This is a genomic window from Lawsonibacter hominis (genome assembly GCF_014287895.1).
Lineage (GTDB): Bacteria > Bacillota > Clostridia > Oscillospirales > Oscillospiraceae > Lawsonibacter_A > Lawsonibacter_A hominis.
On sequence record NZ_JACOPP010000009.1, the window covers coordinates 89,007 to 104,349 of the forward strand.

14 protein-coding genes are annotated in these 15,343 nt (G+C 62.8%); 3 read left to right on the forward strand and 11 right to left on the reverse strand.

Translation table 11 applies throughout. From position 1 onward, the window contains the following. Window positions 1-21: 21 nt before the first annotated feature. The 3 genes from H8S57_RS08515 to H8S57_RS08525 form a co-directional block, all read right to left on the reverse strand. Window positions 22-435 carry a VOC family protein gene (locus H8S57_RS08515; protein ID WP_186907660.1) on the reverse strand — a complete coding sequence of 138 codons (414 nt, stop codon included), beginning with the start codon at window positions 433-435 and terminating at the stop codon, window positions 22-24. 295 nt (window positions 436-730) lie between these two features. After that, window positions 731-937 carry a YdeI/OmpD-associated family protein gene (locus H8S57_RS08520; RefSeq protein WP_186907692.1) on the reverse strand — a complete coding sequence of 69 codons (207 nt, stop codon included), beginning with the start codon at window positions 935-937 and terminating at the stop codon, window positions 731-733. A gap of 74 nt (window positions 938-1,011) precedes the next feature. Then, window positions 1,012-3,390: a phosphoketolase family protein gene (locus H8S57_RS08525; protein WP_186907690.1), complete on the reverse strand. Its 2,379-nt coding sequence runs from the start codon at window positions 3,388-3,390 to the stop codon at window positions 1,012-1,014. A 202-nt stretch (window positions 3,391-3,592) separates the two neighbouring features. Here H8S57_RS08525 and H8S57_RS17090 point away from each other — a divergent pair, with 202 nt between their 5' ends. Continuing rightward, window positions 3,593-3,817 (forward strand): cupin domain-containing protein, encoded by a 225-nt coding sequence (locus tag H8S57_RS17090; RefSeq protein WP_207723739.1) that lies wholly within the window; start codon window positions 3,593-3,595, stop codon window positions 3,815-3,817. Window positions 3,818-4,088: 271 nt separating this feature from the next. Here the strand turns inward: H8S57_RS17090 and H8S57_RS08535 are convergent, their stop codons facing one another. The 7 genes from H8S57_RS08535 to H8S57_RS08565 form a co-directional block, all read right to left on the reverse strand. Further along, window positions 4,089-4,955 (reverse strand): hypothetical protein, encoded by an 867-nt coding sequence (locus H8S57_RS08535; protein WP_186907661.1) that lies wholly within the window; start codon window positions 4,953-4,955, stop codon window positions 4,089-4,091. Window positions 4,956-4,958: 3 nt separating this feature from the next. Continuing rightward, entirely contained in the window at window positions 4,959-6,302 is a 1,344-nt protein-coding gene (locus tag H8S57_RS08540; RefSeq protein WP_186907662.1) for an MATE family efflux transporter, read from the reverse strand. A gap of 107 nt (window positions 6,303-6,409) precedes the next feature. Further along, the gene (locus H8S57_RS08545; RefSeq protein ID WP_186907663.1) at window positions 6,410-6,970 is read right to left on the reverse strand and encodes a GNAT family N-acetyltransferase; all 561 of its coding nucleotides are present in this window, start codon (window positions 6,968-6,970) and stop codon (window positions 6,410-6,412) included. Between the two features lie 81 nt (window positions 6,971-7,051). Beyond that, window positions 7,052-8,356, reverse strand: coding sequence for a 2-hydroxyacyl-CoA dehydratase (locus H8S57_RS08550; protein ID WP_186907664.1), 1,305 nt, complete (start codon window positions 8,354-8,356; stop codon window positions 7,052-7,054). A gap of 132 nt (window positions 8,357-8,488) precedes the next feature. Beyond that, window positions 8,489-8,776, reverse strand: a complete 288-nt coding sequence (locus H8S57_RS08555; RefSeq protein WP_186907665.1) for a hypothetical protein — start codon at window positions 8,774-8,776, stop codon at window positions 8,489-8,491. Between the two features lie 112 nt (window positions 8,777-8,888). Then, the gene (locus tag H8S57_RS08560) at window positions 8,889-11,828 is read right to left on the reverse strand and encodes an acyl-CoA dehydratase activase (RefSeq protein WP_186907666.1); all 2,940 of its coding nucleotides are present in this window, start codon (window positions 11,826-11,828) and stop codon (window positions 8,889-8,891) included. Between the two features lie 337 nt (window positions 11,829-12,165). Then, window positions 12,166-12,318 carry a LacI family DNA-binding transcriptional regulator gene (locus H8S57_RS08565; protein WP_186907667.1) on the reverse strand — a complete coding sequence of 51 codons (153 nt, stop codon included), beginning with the start codon at window positions 12,316-12,318 and terminating at the stop codon, window positions 12,166-12,168. Between the two features lie 496 nt (window positions 12,319-12,814). Between H8S57_RS08565 and H8S57_RS08570 the strand changes: the two genes are divergently transcribed. Both H8S57_RS08570 and H8S57_RS08575 read left to right on the forward strand, forming a co-directional pair. Next, complete coding sequence (locus H8S57_RS08570) at window positions 12,815-13,387, forward strand: DUF1700 domain-containing protein (RefSeq protein ID WP_186907668.1); 573 nt, start codon at window positions 12,815-12,817, stop codon at window positions 13,385-13,387. After that, on the forward strand, window positions 13,384-14,265 hold the full coding sequence (locus H8S57_RS08575) for a DUF4097 family beta strand repeat-containing protein (RefSeq protein WP_186907669.1): 882 nt from the start codon (window positions 13,384-13,386) through the stop codon (window positions 14,263-14,265). Before H8S57_RS08570 ends, H8S57_RS08575 begins: the two co-directional genes overlap by 4 nt. Before the next feature lie 49 nt (window positions 14,266-14,314). Here the strand turns inward: H8S57_RS08575 and H8S57_RS08580 are convergent, their stop codons facing one another. Beyond that, window positions 14,315-15,343 (reverse strand): threonine aldolase family protein, encoded by a 1,029-nt coding sequence (locus H8S57_RS08580; RefSeq protein WP_186907670.1) that lies wholly within the window; start codon window positions 15,341-15,343, stop codon window positions 14,315-14,317.

Consider the following 15,343-nt stretch of genomic DNA (forward strand, 5'->3'; position numbering starts at 1 on the left):
CGTTTCCGGCCCACGTGCATATTACCGCGGGCCTTCCTCAAAGACCTCGATCAGGTTGCCGGCGTTGTCGGTGATGAATACGCCGTACGTGCCGTCGATCTCGGCGACCTTGACGATGGATACGCCCAGCGCCTCCAGCTCGGCCTTGGCTTTGGGGCCGTCCACAACGCCCAGGGCCATGTGCTTGTTTCCGTGGGTCATCAGATCCGCATTGGGAACGCTGCGCCCGGCGGGCAGAGGATGGGCGCCGGGGACCTGGAAAAGCTCCAGCTGAAAGCCGGGGCCCTGCATATGGCTGACCTTCGCGTCGATGCCGGGGATCACGGAGCGTTGGATGACGGTAAAGCCAAAGATCCGCTCATACCAGGCGATGCTCGCCTCCAGATCGGGCACGCTGATGGCAAAATGGTTGATGCCGTTGACGGCGATGGGCATAGTACCCCTCCTGTCCAGCTTACTATGGAGGTATGCTGATGCATACGGAACAAAGCCAATTGGCTTTGTTCCGGTGCAAGGTTTTTGGCAGATGAGCCGGAAAACCTTGCACCTTCCGCTGGAGCAATACGGCGCTCCAGTGGAAACACGAATAAATCGCTTGGCGGTTTATTCAGCAGACATTATTATAGCGGATCTGGGGGAAAATGTACAGAAAAAAGCGCGGCGCAGCGAGGGCGTCCCCCAAGGCCCCGGCCTTTTCCAGACGTCCCGCTGCGCCGCCCCCGCTGGGGCGTCAGAAATCATACTGCCCGCCCGTCAGGCTGCGGACAAAGGCCTTCATCTCGTCCTTGGAGTTGATAGTGTGGGTATGCTCGATCAAATCCCGCTGCCGGTCGGGGGAGAGCTCGGAAAAGTAGGCCATGGCCTGGGGATACTGGGCCAGCGCCATTCCGAAGCCCATGGGCAGTTCCGCAATGGGGTTGAAGCCTTCCTGATACATAAGCAGTCTCCTTTCCTTCAGCGCTTAGTATGCGCAGAAAGGCGCGGGAGTAACCGCTATGGCGGAGGAATTGATCAAATACCCGCCCCGCCGTTCCATTTCCAGTCCCGGATCTCGGGCATGTCCTCGCCGTGGGCGGTGATATACTGCTTGTGCTCCACCAGCTTGTCCCGCATGAGCTGGATCAGGAACGCGCCCCGGTTGCCCAGCTGGGGCAGACGCTTGACGGTGTCGATGACCAGATCGAAGCGGTCGATGTTGTTCTGCACCCGCATGTCGAAGGGGGTGGTGATGGCCCCCTCCTCCTTGTAGCCCCGCACGTGCAGGTTTTTATTGCGGCGGCGGTAGGTCAGCTCATGGACCAGGGTGGGGTAGCCGTGAAACGCGAAGATGATCGGCTTATCGGCGGTGAAGATGGCGTCGTAATCCTCGTCCCGCAGGCCGTGGGGATGCTCGGTATGGGGCTGGAGCTTCATCAGGTCCACCACGTTGACGACCCGCAGCTTGATCTCGGGCAGATACTTGCGCAGGATCGTCACGGCCGCCAGGGTCTCCAGCGTGGGCGTCTCCCCGCAGCAGGCCAGCACGGCGTCGGGCTCGGCGCCCTGGTCGTTGGAGGCCCACTGCCAGATACCGATGCCGTGGGTGCAGTGCTTGACCGCCTGGTCCATCGTCAGCCACTGGGGGCGCGGGTGCTTGGAGGTGATCATGACATTGACGTAATTCCGGCTTTTGATGCAGTGGTCGAAGATCCACAGCAGGCAGTTGGCGTCGGGGGGCAGATAGAGACGCACCACGTCGGCCTTTTTGTTGGCCACATGGTCCAGAAAGCCCGGGTCCTGGTGCGTGAAACCGTTGTGGTCCTGCTGCCAGACGTTGGAGGAGAGCACATAGTTCAGCGATGCCACATCCTGCCGCCAGGGCAGCTGGGAGGCCACCTTCAGCCATTTGGCGTGCTGGGAGACCATAGAGTCCACAATGCGGATAAAGGCCTCATAGCTGTTGAAAAACCCGTGCCGCCCGGTGAGCAGATAGCCTTCCAGCCAGCCCTGACACAGGTGTTCGGAGAGCATGGCGTCCATAATGCGCCCGTCGGGGGAAAGCAGCTCGTCCCCCTCCAGCTGCTGGGCGTCCCAACGGCGGGGGCTGGCCTGGAAGGCGGCCTCCAGCCGGTTGCTCAGGGCTTCGTCCGGGGCAAAGACCCGGAAGTTCCGGGCCTTGGCGTTGAGTTTGAGCACGTCCCGCACATAGGGGCCCAACTGGGCCATATCCTCCGTCTCCACCGCGCCGGGGGCGGGCACGTCCAGAGCGTATTTGGTGAAATCCGGGGTGCGCAGGTCCCGCAGCAGCAGTCCGCCGTTGGCGTGGGGGTTGGCCCCCATGCGGCGTTCCCCATCAGGCATCAGTGCGCGGAGGATAGGGGCGGGCGCGCCGTTTGCATCGAAGAGCTCCTCCGGATGGTAGCTGTGCAGCCAGTCCTCCAGCATCTGCAGATGCTCCGGGTGGTCCTGGTCGATGGGCAGGGGGATCTGGTGGGAACGGAAGGTACCCTCTACCGGTATGCCGTCCACCCGGGCGGGGCAGGTCCAGCCCTTGGGCGAGCAAAAAACGATCATGGGCCAGCGGGGGCGCTCGGTCTCCCCGTTTTCCCGGGCGCTGACCTGGATGCGCTGGATCTCACGGATCGACCAGTCCACAGCCGCGGCCATCCTCTGGTGCATCTGCTCCGGGCTGCCGCCCTCCACAAAGCGGGGCGTCCAGCCGCAGCCTTTGAAGAAGTCCTCTGCCTCGTCCCGCGTGATGCGGGCAAAGACGGAAGGACTTGCCATCTTATAGCCGTTCAGATGCAGGATGGGCAGCACGGCGCCGTCGGTGACGGGATTCAAAAACTTGTTGGAGTGCCACGCAGCGGCCAGAGGAGCGGTCTCCGCCTCTCCGTCGCCCACCACGCAGGCGGCGATCAGGTCGGGGTTGTCCATCACCGCGCCGAACGCATGGGAAAGGGAATACCCCAGCTCGCCCCCCTCGTTAATGGAACCGGGGGTCTCGGGAGCACACTGGCAGCCCACGCCGCCGGGGAAGGAGAACTGCTTGAACAGACGGCGCATTCCCTCCTCGTCCTGGCTCACATTGGGATAGAGCTCGCTGTAGGTCCCCTCCAGGTAGGTCTGGGCCACCGCGGCGTTTCCGCCATGGCCGGGACCGCAGACGTAGATCATGTCCAGGTCATAGCGGAGGATGGCCCGGTTCAGGTGGGTGTAGATGAAATTCTGCCCCGGCACGGTGCCCCAATGCCCCACGATGTGCTTTTTCAAATGCGCGGGCTTGAGTGGTTCCCGAAGCAGGGGGTTATCCAGCAGGTAGAGCTGGCCTGCGGAGAGATAGTTGGCCGCACGCCAGTATGCGTCGATCTTTTTGAGCATGTCCTGGGTCAAGGGCCCCTTCTTAGACATGCGGGTAGAAGTTTTAGTGGTGAGCTTGGCCTTGTTGATGGCAGGTTTGGCCAAAGTAACGACCCCCTTAACCGAGATTATCATGCTGCTTATTATACATCGGGAGGATGGAAAAAGAAAGAGCCGGCTTTTGAAAAAAGGCTTGACGTGGAGCGCGCTCTAAGTAATAAGGTATTTGTATCCGGAAACTGGAGGCGGCGCCATGGAAGAGGGCGGCGGCGGCGCGATGTTTCCCCAGGGAGAGCCAAACCCCTTCGGGGGGGTTACAGGCCGGGACGATCTGAATATGCTGGCGGAGCAGGGCGTGGCCATCGGCAGCGTGACCTTTGAGCCTGGCTGCCGTAACCACTGGCACATCTGTCATGCGCAGCGGGACGGAGGACAGATCCTGCTGTGCACCGGCGGACAGGGCTGGTATCAGGCGTGAAACGGCCGCAAAACGGGACGGATAAAACAGAGAAGGAGCAATCATAATGTCGGAAAGCGTATTACTGCTGTCGGCCAGCCCCCGCAGGGGCGGAGCAGCGGAACCAACTGGCGGCACATATGGCCGATCTGCAGGCGTCCCTGGACCGGCTCAATGATAAGATCGAGCGCTGCGAGCAGGGGCGGATGACCGGGGAGAAGCAGCTTCTGCGGCAGAATCGAACGGACTGAGGCTGAGAAAAGGCGCGGCATTGCCGCGCCTTTTCTGCCGCTTATACGCCGCCTAAGGCGGTGAGATGTAAGTGCTCCAGAGAAACAGAGGCCCCGTCGTAGCGCACGTCGGCCGTAACGGAGGCAAAATAGCACGGAGTACCCAGCCCCTGAAGGAGCACCCCCGTCCCATACACGCCGGTAAAGCTTCCGTCCCGGTAGCGATAGAAGGTCCGGTCGAGAAAACAGAGCGGAGCATCCCCGGCGGGCTCCGGGTCCTGGTCTCCCAGACGGTAGGAGACGCGCTCATCCGGTAAGGCGGCGGTGATGGTACGGCTGCCGGGATCATAGGCGTACGCCACTTGTTGGGCCAGCAGCGCGTCCGCATCCGAGTCGGTGAGTCCGCAGTCGGTCCAGCCGCCGCCCTCCTCCGGCGCATAGAAGTGCAGCTCGAACACATGGCTGCGGGTGTGGTTGCGGATCATGTACTTGACGGCCAGCTCCGATGCGCCGTCTCCGTCAAAATCCGCCCACCAGAGCTCCGGAAGAACGGGTTCCACCGCGGGGAGGTACGCCTGGTCGAAGGGGGTCAGGGTATCGCCCCGGCGCAGAAGTACGCCGGAGAAGTCGGCGTCCTCCAGGACGCTCCCGCCATAGCCATACAGGGCGATGTCCTGTTCCGGCAGTTCCGAGAGCAGATAAAACGCCTGAGCGCCTGCAAGGATCTCCTCCGGCGCGGCGGGTACGGCGGGAAGGTCGTCCACGGTGACGCCCTCCCACCAAAGCGGCTCGGGCGCGGCGGTGGGAAGCGGCGGCTCCACAGGCGCGGGGCCTGGCGTGTCCGGCGCGGGGACCGGCTGAACCGGAGACCGCGCGCAGCCGAAGAGAAGCAGGGACAGCAAAAGCAGTGGAAGCAGCAGCTTTTTCATGGCTTATTCCTCCAATCGGGCAAGCTTGGTGCGGTAGAGGCGGCGGTAAAGGACCAGGGCCAGCAGACTGGAAAAACCTTCGGCCAGGAGGAAGGACAGCCAGATCAGGCGGGGGGCGAGCAGACCCAGCACCAGCGCTGCGGGCAGGAGAAGGACCACCTGCCGCAGCAGGGAGAGGATCAGACTGAGCATGGGACAGCCCAGGGCCTGGAAGGAGGAGCTGAAGATGATGCCTACCGCCGCAAACACGAAGGAAAGGGATACCAGCCGCAGGGCGGGCACGCCGTCGGCCAGGACGGCGGCGTCGGCGTTGAACAGGCCCAGCAGCGGGCCGGGAACGAGCAGGAGCAGCAGCGTGCCCGCCGCCAGGAGACCTGCGGCGATGATCAGGGCAAAGTGGATCAGGCCTGTAATCCGTTCGCGCTTTTTGGCGCCGTAATTGAAGCTGACCACCGGGATCAGGCCGTTGTTGAGGCCGTAGACCGGCATGAAAAGGAAGGACTGGAGCTTAAAATAGGCGCCCAGGATAAACACGCCGGTGGCGGAGAAAAAGGACAGGAGCTTATTCATCCCCAGGGTCATGACGGTGGCCAGAGACTGCATGACCATGGCGGGAAAGCCGATTTTCAGGATCTCCAGAATGACGGAACGCGAGGGGCGGAAACCGCGCGTCTGGAGGACGAGCACCCGGCTGCGGCGCACCAGAAGCAGACCTACGGTCATACCGACCAGCTGTCCGATCACGGTGGCCAGGGCGGCCCCGGCCACCTCCAGGCGGGGGAACGGCCCCAGACCGAAAATGAGCAGGGGGTCCAGGAGCAGATTGACCACCGCGCCGATGCCCTGGATGCACATGGGCCCCACCGCGTCTCCGCTGGCCTGGAGCACCCGCTCCCCCGAAAACTGCATACACACGCCGAGCGAGCCCGCGGTGACGATGGCAAGGTACTGACTGCCGTAGTCGACGACCTGCGGTACGTCGGAGAACAGCGCCAGAAAGGGGCGGCTGAACAGCACGCCCGGGATCAGAAAGATCAGCCAGCAGCACAGGTAGAGGAAGTAGCCGTTCATTGCCACGGCGCTGGCCTCGGCGGGGCGGCGTTCCCCCAAGCGGCGGGAGAGTATGGTGTTTACGCCGACGCCGGTCCCCACGCAGATGGAAATCATCAGGGTCTGTACCGGATAGGCCAGGGACAGCGCCACAAATCCGTCGGTGCTGAGCTGGGCCACGAACATGCTGTCCACCAGATTATACAGGGCCTGGATCAGCATGGAGAGCATCATGGGCCATGACATATGCAGCAGCAGCCTGCGTACCGGCATGACCGCCATTTTGTTTTCTTCCAAAGGAATCCCTCCGTAAAACCGGTCCGCCCCAAAGAAACATCGGGGCGCATCCATGCGCCCCGATTCCAGCCCCCGGGCGGCGTGGCGGCCCGCCCGGGGCGAACGCGTTACAGCGCTCTGGTATAGCGAAGGTCCACACAGACGGTGTCGTGGGGGAAAACGATATCCTCCCGGGTGCCGTCCCAGGAGAAGCCGTGGCGCGCATAGAAACGGCGCGCACCCTCGTTTTCCCGCAGCACCATCAGATAGACGCCGGGAAAGCCGTGTTCCCTCAGCCGCCGCAGGACCTCATCCATCAGCAGGGAACCATAGCCCCTGCGTTTCTCATCCGGGTGGGTGTAAAAAGAGATGATCTCGCCCCAGCCCTCATATCCCTCCGAACGGAAGGATACCAGGCTGTTCTGCGCAGGCCCCGGACCCATGCGGGCCGGGCCGTAGGTGGCGCAGGCCACTGGGGTATCGTCCCGGCAGAGAAGAAGGCCGCGGCAGCGGCCGGTCTCGTAATCCGCATGAAAAAAGGGGATCCAGCGCTCATCGGTGATCTCGGCGGCCATGTAGTCCGCGGGGATCGCGTCCGAATATGTGCTCCGCCAGCCCAAGGCGTGGAGCAGGCTCATGGCCGCGAAGTGCTCCCCGGTGCAGGCGTCCGTAAAATGCAGATGGTCCATAGGGATCTCCTCCTCCGCCCGGCCCAGGGCGGGCGCGCGGCTGCGCCGGGACCCTCCGCGCAGACGCCGGTGAAGCGAAACTCAGACCGGGGCGCGCTCCGCCCCGGCCTGCCGCTGAGGCTCCTGTTTGGCCAGCCCCCGGGCATTGGCCAGCATCAGCTTGATGCGGTTTTCCTGGTTGATCTTGGTGGCGCCGGGGTCGTAATCGATGGCAACGATATTGGAATTGGGGTAATCGTCCTTGAGCTTGCGGATCATGCCCTTGCCTACGATGTGATTGGGCAGGCAGCCGAAGGGCTGGGTGCAGACGATGTTGGGCGTTCCGGAGTGGATGAGCTCCAGCATCTCGGCGGTGAGCAGCCAGCCCTCGCCCATCTTGTTGCCCTCGCCCAGGTAGCCCTGGATCAGGCGGCGCAGGTCCTCAAAGGTACCGGGCGCCCGGAAGCCGCCCTTCTCCATGGCGGCGATCATGGCCCGCTGGCACTTTTCGACATAGCCCTTAAAAATCTGGCAGACCTTCTTTTTCAGCCAAAGGCCGCCGTAAATGCCCACGTCCACCTCGCGGTTATAGATCTTGAAGATGATAAAGTCGGTCAGACCGGGCACCACCGGCTCAGCTCCCTCGGAAAGGAGAAACTGCTCCAGGTTATTGTTGCCCAAAGGGGAATATTTGATGTAGATCTCGCCCACCACGCCGACCCGGGGCTTGGCCTCGCCCGCCACAGGGATCGCCTGGAAGGCGGCCACCAGCTTGTCGAAGTTTTCCACCATGCTCTGGAAGGAAAGACCCTCGCCCCGGTTCATCGCCTCCAGAAGGGCTTTTTCGCAGGCGTCGATGGTCTGGTCGGTCTGCCCGGAGGCGACCTCGTAGGGCCGCACCTGGTTGGCGCACTGGACGATGAGATCCCCGTACATCATGGCGAAGATGGCCTTGCGCAGAGTGCCAAGGCCCAGCTTGAAGCCGGGGTTGGGCTCCAGGCCGGAGAGATTGATGGAAATGACGGGGATGAAGCTCAGATCGGCTTTTTCCAAAGCCTTGCGCAGCAGATGGATGTAGTTGGACGCGCGGCAGCCGCCGCCGGTCTGGGTGATCAGCAGAGCCACCTTATGCAGGTCGTACTTGCCGCTTTTCACCGCGTCGATGAGCTGGCCGATGACCAGCAGGGCGGGATAACAGGTGTCGTTATGGACGTATTTGAGGCCCTCGTCCACGATGCCCCGATGATTGGTGGTGAGCATCTCCACCCGGAAGCCTTCGGTCTCCAGGATGCGGGCCATCAGGCCAAAGTGTACGGGCAGCATGGTGGGGAAGAGCAGGGTATATTCCCGCTTCATCTCCTTCGTGAACAGGAGGCGCCCGTTCTTGTCGTATACTAACTCAGCCATGTTTCAGGTTCCTTTCGGTATTGCGTATAAATATCCAAAGGCGGGGCGAAAACCCGCTCCGATGGCTACGTTTTGAGAAAGAATATGGCTCTGGCCGTGCGGTAAAAGGGTACGATCTCCCGGCGGAGCAATTCATCCTTCAAAAGCGCGGTGAGGTTGACCGCCAGCCCCCAGCGGCACGGTCTCCGGGCAGGGGAGAGACGGAAGGCAGAAGTGACGGGCGTCTCCGATCTCGTAGCCGAAGGGGGCCAGGCCCGCCTCGATCCGCCGGCAGTTCTGGGGGAGAAAGAGCCATTCGGCCTGTCGGGGCAGCAGGGTTTCCCCGGCCCGGGGGAGCAGACGCTCCCGGCAGGCTGCCGCCAGCTTGCCGTTTAGAACGGCGATCTCCCCAAAAGGCGTGCCGCCGCTGTACGCCCGCATTCCGGACCGATCCTGCCCGGGGAGCGCCACATTTCCCGGGCAATCAAGAAGTTCTGCGCTGCACCCGAGATCCAACGCCAGCTGTTCCCTTGCGGCGGCCCAAACGGTATCCCTATCCGTCCCTGTGTTTCCTGGCGTCCATGGCGGCCATCAGGGAGCGTACCCGGATCTTGACCGCGCCCAGGTTGCTGATGTCGTCGATCTTGAGCTGGGTGTACAGCTTGCCGCCGTTCTCCAGGATGGAGCGCATCTCGTCGGTGGTGATGGCGTCGGTACCGCAGCCGAAGCTCACCAGCTGCACCACCTGCATATCCGGCTGGGTGCAGACATACCGGGCGGCGTTGTACATGCGGGACTGGAAGGTCCACTGGTTGAGCACCTTCCGGGGGGCGTAGCCCTCCAGATAGCTCAGCGCATCCTCTGTGACCAGCACGAAACCGAACGATGTGATGAGGTCGTTGATGCCGTGGTTGATCTCCGGGTCGATGTGATAGGGCCGTCCGCAGGCCACGATGATGGGCATATCATGGGCCCGGGCGTATGCGATGTACTGCTTGCCGGTCTCCCGCACGTCATGGACATAGGCGTCGTATGCCTCATAGGCCGCCCTGGCCGCGGCGGCGGTCTCCCGCTTGGGGATGTCGAACGTATCATACATCATCTGGGCCACGCGTTTTTCAAAGTCTTTATGCCGCCACAGTCCTACATAGGGGTCCAGGAACCGGGTCTGCTTCAGGGCGGGCACATTGGCCGCCAGCAGCTCGGGATAGTAAGCCACCACAGGACAGTTGTAGTGGTTGTCTCCGATGCCCTCGTCGTTGTTGTAGGACATGCAGGGGTACCACACGGCGTCCACGCCCGCGTCCACCAGAGCCTCCACGTGGCCGTGGAGCAGCTTGGCCGGATAGCACACGGTATCCGAGGGGATGGTGTGCTGGCCCTTCAGATAGAGCTTGCGGGAAGATTCGGGAGAGAGGACCACCTCAAAGTTCAGCCGGGTGAAGAAGGCGAACCAGAAGGGCAGGTTCTCGTACATGTTCAGACCGAAGGGAATGCCGATCCGGCCGCGGACGCCGCTGCCGTTCCCCTTGCCCTGCATGGCGCGGAGCTTTTTGTACTTGTAATTCATCAGGTCGGGGTTTTCCGCCTTTTCCTTGCCCAGGGGGCGGGAGCAGCGGTTGCCCGAAAGGAAGCGCCGCCCGCCGTCGAAGGTGTTGACCGTGAGGGAGCAGTGGTTGGTGCACAGGTTGCAGGTGACGGGCCTGGCCGTGTGGGAAAAGGTCTCCAGCGCCTGCGCGTCCAGCAGGGCGCTCTTGTCCAGGCGCAGGTCCCGGGCGGCCAGGGCGGCCCCGAAGGCCCCCATGATGCCTGCGATGGTGGGGCGGGTCACGTCCCGGCCCAGCTCCTGTTCAAAGGCCCGGAGCACCGCGTCGTTGTGGAAGGTGCCGCCCTGGACCACGATGTGCCGGCCCAGATCATCCGCGCTGGCGGCCCGGATGACCTTGTACACCGCGTTTTTGACGATGGAGATGGACAGTCCTGCCGAGATGTCCTCCACGCTGGCGCCGTCCTTTTGGGCCTGCTTGACGCTGGAGTTCATAAATACGGTGCAGCGGGAACCCAGGTTCACCGGGTGCTGAGCCAGCAGGCCCAGCTTGGCGAACTCCGCGATGTTGTAGCCCAGGGCTTTGGCAAAGGTCTCGATAAAGGAGCCGCAGCCGGAGGAGCAGGCCTCGTTGAGCAGGATGGAGTCCACCGCTCCGTTGCGGACCTTAAAGCACTTCATATCCTGGCCGCCGATGTCGATGATGAAATCCACGTCCGGGTTGAAGTGCCGGGCGGCGTTGTAGTGGGCCACCGTCTCCACCAGGCCCGCGTCGCAGGAGAAGGCGTTTTTGATCAGGTCCTCCCCATAGCCGGTGACCGCCGCACCCCGGATGGCGATCCGATTCCCGCAGAGCCGGTAGATCTCCTTGAGCTGCTCCAATACGATGGCCACGGGGTTGCCCAGATTGGAGTGGTAATAGGTATACAGCAGCCCGCCGTCGTTGGTGATGAGGGCCATCTTGGTGGTGGTGGAGCCGGCGTCGATGCCCAGCCAGGCGTCGCCCGTATAGGCGCTCACGTCCACCTCGGGGGGGTGCATGGCGTTATGGCGCGCCAAAAAGGCGTCGTATTCCGCGGGGTCGGTGAAGAGGGGAGGCATCGTGTCCACCAGGCCCACGTGGTCCACGCTCTCCTCCAGCTTTTTCAGCAGCGCGTCAAAGGGATGCTCGGCGTAATCGGAGGCGCACAGGGCCGCGCCGATGCCTGCGAAGCAGTCGCCGTCCTCCGGAAAAATCGCGTGCTCGCCGTCCAGCTGCAGGGTCTCCACAAAGCGTTCCCGCAGACCCATGAGAAAGTGCAGCGGCCCGCCCAGAAAGACGATCTTGCCCTTGAGCTGGCGGCCCTGGGTCAGGCCGGCCACCGTCTGGTCCACCACGGCCTGGAAAATGGAGGCCGCCACGTCCTCCTTCCGTCCGCCCTGGTTGAGGATGGGCTGGATGTCGCTCTTGGCGAACACGCCGCAGCGGGAGGCGATGGGGTAGATCTTCTCGTGCTTCAGGCTCAGCGCGTCCAGCTCGTTCACGCTTACGTTCATCAGGGTGGCCATCTGGTCGATGAACGCCCCGGTGCCGCCGGCGCAGGAGCCGTTCATCCGCTCCTCCAGCGCGCCGCCGAAAAAGATGATCTTGGCATCCTCGCCGCCCAGCTCGATGACGGCGTCGGTGCCCGGTATGTACTGGTTGACAGCAGCGGCGGTGGCGTACACCTCCTGCACAAAGTCGATGCCCGCCGCCTTGGCCACGCCCAGACCGGCGGAACCGGTAATGACCATGCGCACCTGCTGCCCGGCCAGCTTGTCCCGGATGGAGCGCAGGGTCTCGACGGAGCGCTCCCGGGCCTTGGAGTAATGCCGCTCATAGGAGCGGAACAGCAGCTTGTTCTGCTCGTCCAGCACCACCACCTTCACGGTGGTGGAGCCGATATCAATTCCAATGCGAAGGCTCATAGGTTCACCTTATATCCTTACAGAATTTCGTACCCCACATAATATATCAAAATCTGATTTTTTACAACCCCAAAGCCGAGAAATGCAGGAAGTTCCGCAGTCGGAAGCAATATCCGGAAAAGAGAAGGCAGACGGCTGACCAAGCGGCGGGCCATCCGGCCCACTGGGCGTGCAAAGCGCGCAAGCGTTGCCTATGAAGTCCAAAGCGAGGCCGCGTAAGCGGCCTCCCGCGGCGAAGCGCGCCGCGGACTTCAAAGGAATTGATTTCTTCCTTTTGAAGTGCTTTGACTATAAACGGGCCCGCGCCGATTTGACGCGGGCCCAGCCAAAGCGGAGATTATTTCATTTCAACAAATTCGATTTTTACGCTGACCTGTTTTGCCCCGTTGATCACATGGAAGACGGTGGATTTGGAAACGTAGGCTACCCGCGAAACATCGCAGATCGTACTCCCGCCCGCCCGCTCCGCTGCGCCGGCTTTTTTCTCCAAGGAAAGCCCTCCTTCTCTTTGGAGAAACGTTTCTCCTTTTGCCGCAAGGCCTCTGCGGCGTGCTGCTGCATCAAACCGTAAGGAAGCGGGAGACACGGGGAAGAGCCCCGTGTGCCTCCCTTACCGTTCTGCCCAAATCAAGGTTGAGGCGGTAATTTTGAAAACGGGTAAAACAGCGGGGATGGACGCGGACGAAACGCGGAGAGCATGTGCAAGCGTCTGGATGGCCCCGGATATCCGGGAGATCCGTTCGCAGCGCAGCATGCGGGCAAGAAACGACCGGGAGGAGCGGTCTGCGGTCCTGCGGAATGCAAAAGCCCGGTCTGACATAAGGCCCAACGGAGCCCCAGACGTATGGCGTTCTGTGCCGCCGCTTTTCCATGACGGATACAGGGGATGTACAGGGGCGTTTTTACCCAATTTTAATGATTCTTGTATTTTCACCTTAAGAAAGGTGTGGTAATATCAGGATATCGTAAGAGAGCGGGAGGAAGCCATGACCGGAGAGGATTATCTGAAGCAGCTGCGCGCGCGTTTGACGGGGCGGACGGACCCGGCGGAACTGGAGCGGCTGATGTGCTACTATACGGACTATTTCGAGGAAGCGGGACCGGAAGGCGCGGATGCGGTCATCCGGGAGCTGGGGACCCCGGCGGAGCTGACCGGGCGCATCCTGGGGGAGCGGCACGGCCGGTACGAGGGGAATACCGGAGCGGCCGCCCAGCCTGCGGCGGGGCACCGGCGGGGACCGCTGGCGTGGGCGCTGGGCCTGTTGGGCGCAGTGCTGATCGGCATCCCCCTGATCGCACTGCTGGCGGGGCTGACCATCGGCCTGGCGGCGGGCGGCTTTGTGTGCGTGGCAATGGGCGTTTTTGTCCTTTTTTCCGGCTTTTCCGCCCTGTTCACCGGGGGGCTGGCCACCACCATGTACGCTGCCGGCGTAGGCCTGGCGACCTGCGGAGGCGGCGTTATGCTCCTGGCGGCGGTGGTCGCGCTGGCGTTGGGCGGCTTCCGGGGCGCGGGCCGTCTGATGCGCAATTTCTTCTGCGGAAGGAGGACGGCGGTATGAACCGGCTGACCAAGGGACTTTTGGGCGTGGGCGCGCTGCTGCTCCTGTCCGGCGGCCTGCTGGCCCTGTCCGGCTGGACCATGGGGGGACAGACGGAGCTGGACCTGAGCTGGAACGGCCATGGGGTCCGCATCGGGCCGCTGGGCATTGTCAGCCGGGACAGCGCCGCGCAGACGGAAACGGCTGCCCGCGACGGGCGGGAGGAGCTGCACCTGCAAGCCTTCCGCCGGGTGGATGTAGACGTGGATCTGGGCGATGTGACGGTAACGCAGGGGGGCGATTATGGCGTGTCCCTGAATTGGAAGGGGAAACACTACGCCCTGGAATATGAGCTGGACGGCGATACTTTGCGTGTGCGCAGCAGCGCCCAGGGGGGCCGCTTCGGCCTGGACGGCTATGGCGGGACGGTGACGGTCTATGTGCCGCAGCATCTCCGGCTGGAACAGCTGGAGGTCCGCTCTGATCTGGGCGATATATGCCTGGAGGGGATCGCCGCCGATACGGCGACGGTCACCGGAGACCTGGGCGATCTCACGTTGAGGCAGGTGCGGGCGGGAGCGCTGGAGCTGCACGAGCGTATGGGAACGATCGACGGCGCGGGCCTGACGGTGGAACGCTCCCTGAGTGTGGAAAACGATATGGGGGATGTCCGGCTGGAGGGAGATCTCCAAGGAGAACTGGAGGTCGCCGACAGCATGGGAGAGATCGAGCTGACGCTCAGCGGTCCCGTGGAGGATTACCGCTACGAGCTGAACGTGGACATGGGCGAGATCTGCGTTAACGGCGAGACGTACCGCAGTGAGGCCAGCCGGTCGGGCGGACGCCACAGCCTGAACGTGGAAAACAGCATGGGCGATATCAGCGTGACCTTCGGATAAATCAGACGGACCTCTTTCCCGCTGAGCGGGAAAGAGGTCCGTCTGATTCTTACAGCAGCTTTTTCAGTTCGGAGAGCAGCGCGTCCACGTCCTCCTGGGTGGTGTGGAAGCAGGTGACAAAGCGGATCACGGTATGCTCCGCGTCAAAGGGGCACCAGTCCTCAAAGGCGCAGACCTGCTCCAGCCTGGGCCGCAGCTCATTTTTCACGATGGGAAAGATCTGGTTGGTGCACGATTCGGTCATCAGCGGCAGGCCCAGGGCCTTGACGCCCTCCTGCAGCCGTCCGGCCAGCACGTTGGCGTGGCGGGCCATGTCAAAATAGAGGTTGTCCTTCAAAATGGCCTCAAACTGCACACCCTGGAGCCAGCCCTTTTCCATCACGGCCCCCATGCGCTTTTTCATGCGGAAAAAGTCGTGTGTCAGCTCCGGACGGGTGATGACCAGCGCCTCTCCGAACAGCGTGCCGTTTTTGGTGCCGCCCAGATAGAAGGCGTCCACCAGGCGGGCAAATTCGGGCAGGGTCAGGTCGTTGGCGTCGGAGGTCAGGGCGGCGGCCAGCCGGGCGCCGTCCACAAAAAGCAGCAGGTCGTTGGCGCGGCAGAAGTCCGACAGGGCGGTCAGCTCCGCTTTGGTATAGACGGTGCCGTTTTCCGTGGCGTTGGAGATGTAGACCAGGGCGGGACGGGTCAGGTGGGGGTCTTTGTGCCACTCCAGCACGGCCGGCAGCATCTCAGGGGTCAGCTTGCCGTCGGGCCCCACCTCCACAGGGATGATCTTGTGGCCGGTGGCCTCGAAGGCGCCCACCTCGTGGCCGTTCAGGTGGCCGGTGGCGGGGGAGATGACCGCTTCCCAGGGCTTGGTCAGAAAGGCGCAGGCCGTCACGTTGGTCTGGGTGCCGCCGATGAGAAATTCCACCATGGCGTCGGGGCACTGGCACAGCTGGCGGATCCGGTCCTTGGCCCGGTCGGAATACACATCCCCGCCGTAGCCGATGTTGCCCTCCAGGTTGGTGGCGCACAGGGCCTCCAGGACCTTGGGATGGGCGCCGAAGGAGTAATCGTTGCGGAACAGCAGCAT

Bases quoted from the DNA above. Each gene is read 5' to 3' on its own strand.
- H8S57_RS08520 (WP_186907692.1), bottom strand. From the start codon at position 937: ATGTATCAGGAAGGCTTCAACCCCATTGCGGAACTGCCCATGGGCTTC.
- H8S57_RS08535 (WP_186907661.1), bottom strand. From the start codon at position 4,955: ATGAAAAAGCTGCTGCTTCCACTGCTTTTGCTGTCCCTGCTTCTCTTC.
- H8S57_RS08560 (WP_186907666.1), bottom strand. From the start codon at position 11,828: ATGAGCCTTCGCATTGGAATTGATATCGGCTCCACCACCGTGAAGGTG.
- H8S57_RS17090 (WP_207723739.1), top strand. From the start codon at position 3,593: ATGGAAGAGGGCGGCGGCGGCGCGATGTTTCCCCAGGGAGAGCCAAAC.
- H8S57_RS08525 (WP_186907690.1), bottom strand. From the start codon at position 3,390: ATGTCTAAGAAGGGGCCCTTGACCCAGGACATGCTCAAAAAGATCGAC.
- H8S57_RS08555 (WP_186907665.1), bottom strand. From the start codon at position 8,776: ATGCGGGCGTACAGCGGCGGCACGCCTTTTGGGGAGATCGCCGTTCTA.
- H8S57_RS08575 (WP_186907669.1), top strand. From the start codon at position 13,384: ATGAACCGGCTGACCAAGGGACTTTTGGGCGTGGGCGCGCTGCTGCTC.
- H8S57_RS08515 (WP_186907660.1), bottom strand. From the start codon at position 435: ATGCCCATCGCCGTCAACGGCATCAACCATTTTGCCATCAGCGTGCCC.
- H8S57_RS08545 (WP_186907663.1), bottom strand. From the start codon at position 6,970: ATGGACCATCTGCATTTTACGGACGCCTGCACCGGGGAGCACTTCGCG.
- H8S57_RS08580 (WP_186907670.1), bottom strand. From the start codon at position 15,343: ATGCTGCTGTTCCGCAACGATTACTCCTTCGGCGCCCATCCCAAGGTC.
- H8S57_RS08550 (WP_186907664.1), bottom strand. From the start codon at position 8,356: ATGGCTGAGTTAGTATACGACAAGAACGGGCGCCTCCTGTTCACGAAG.
- H8S57_RS08570 (WP_186907668.1), top strand. From the start codon at position 12,815: ATGACCGGAGAGGATTATCTGAAGCAGCTGCGCGCGCGTTTGACGGGG.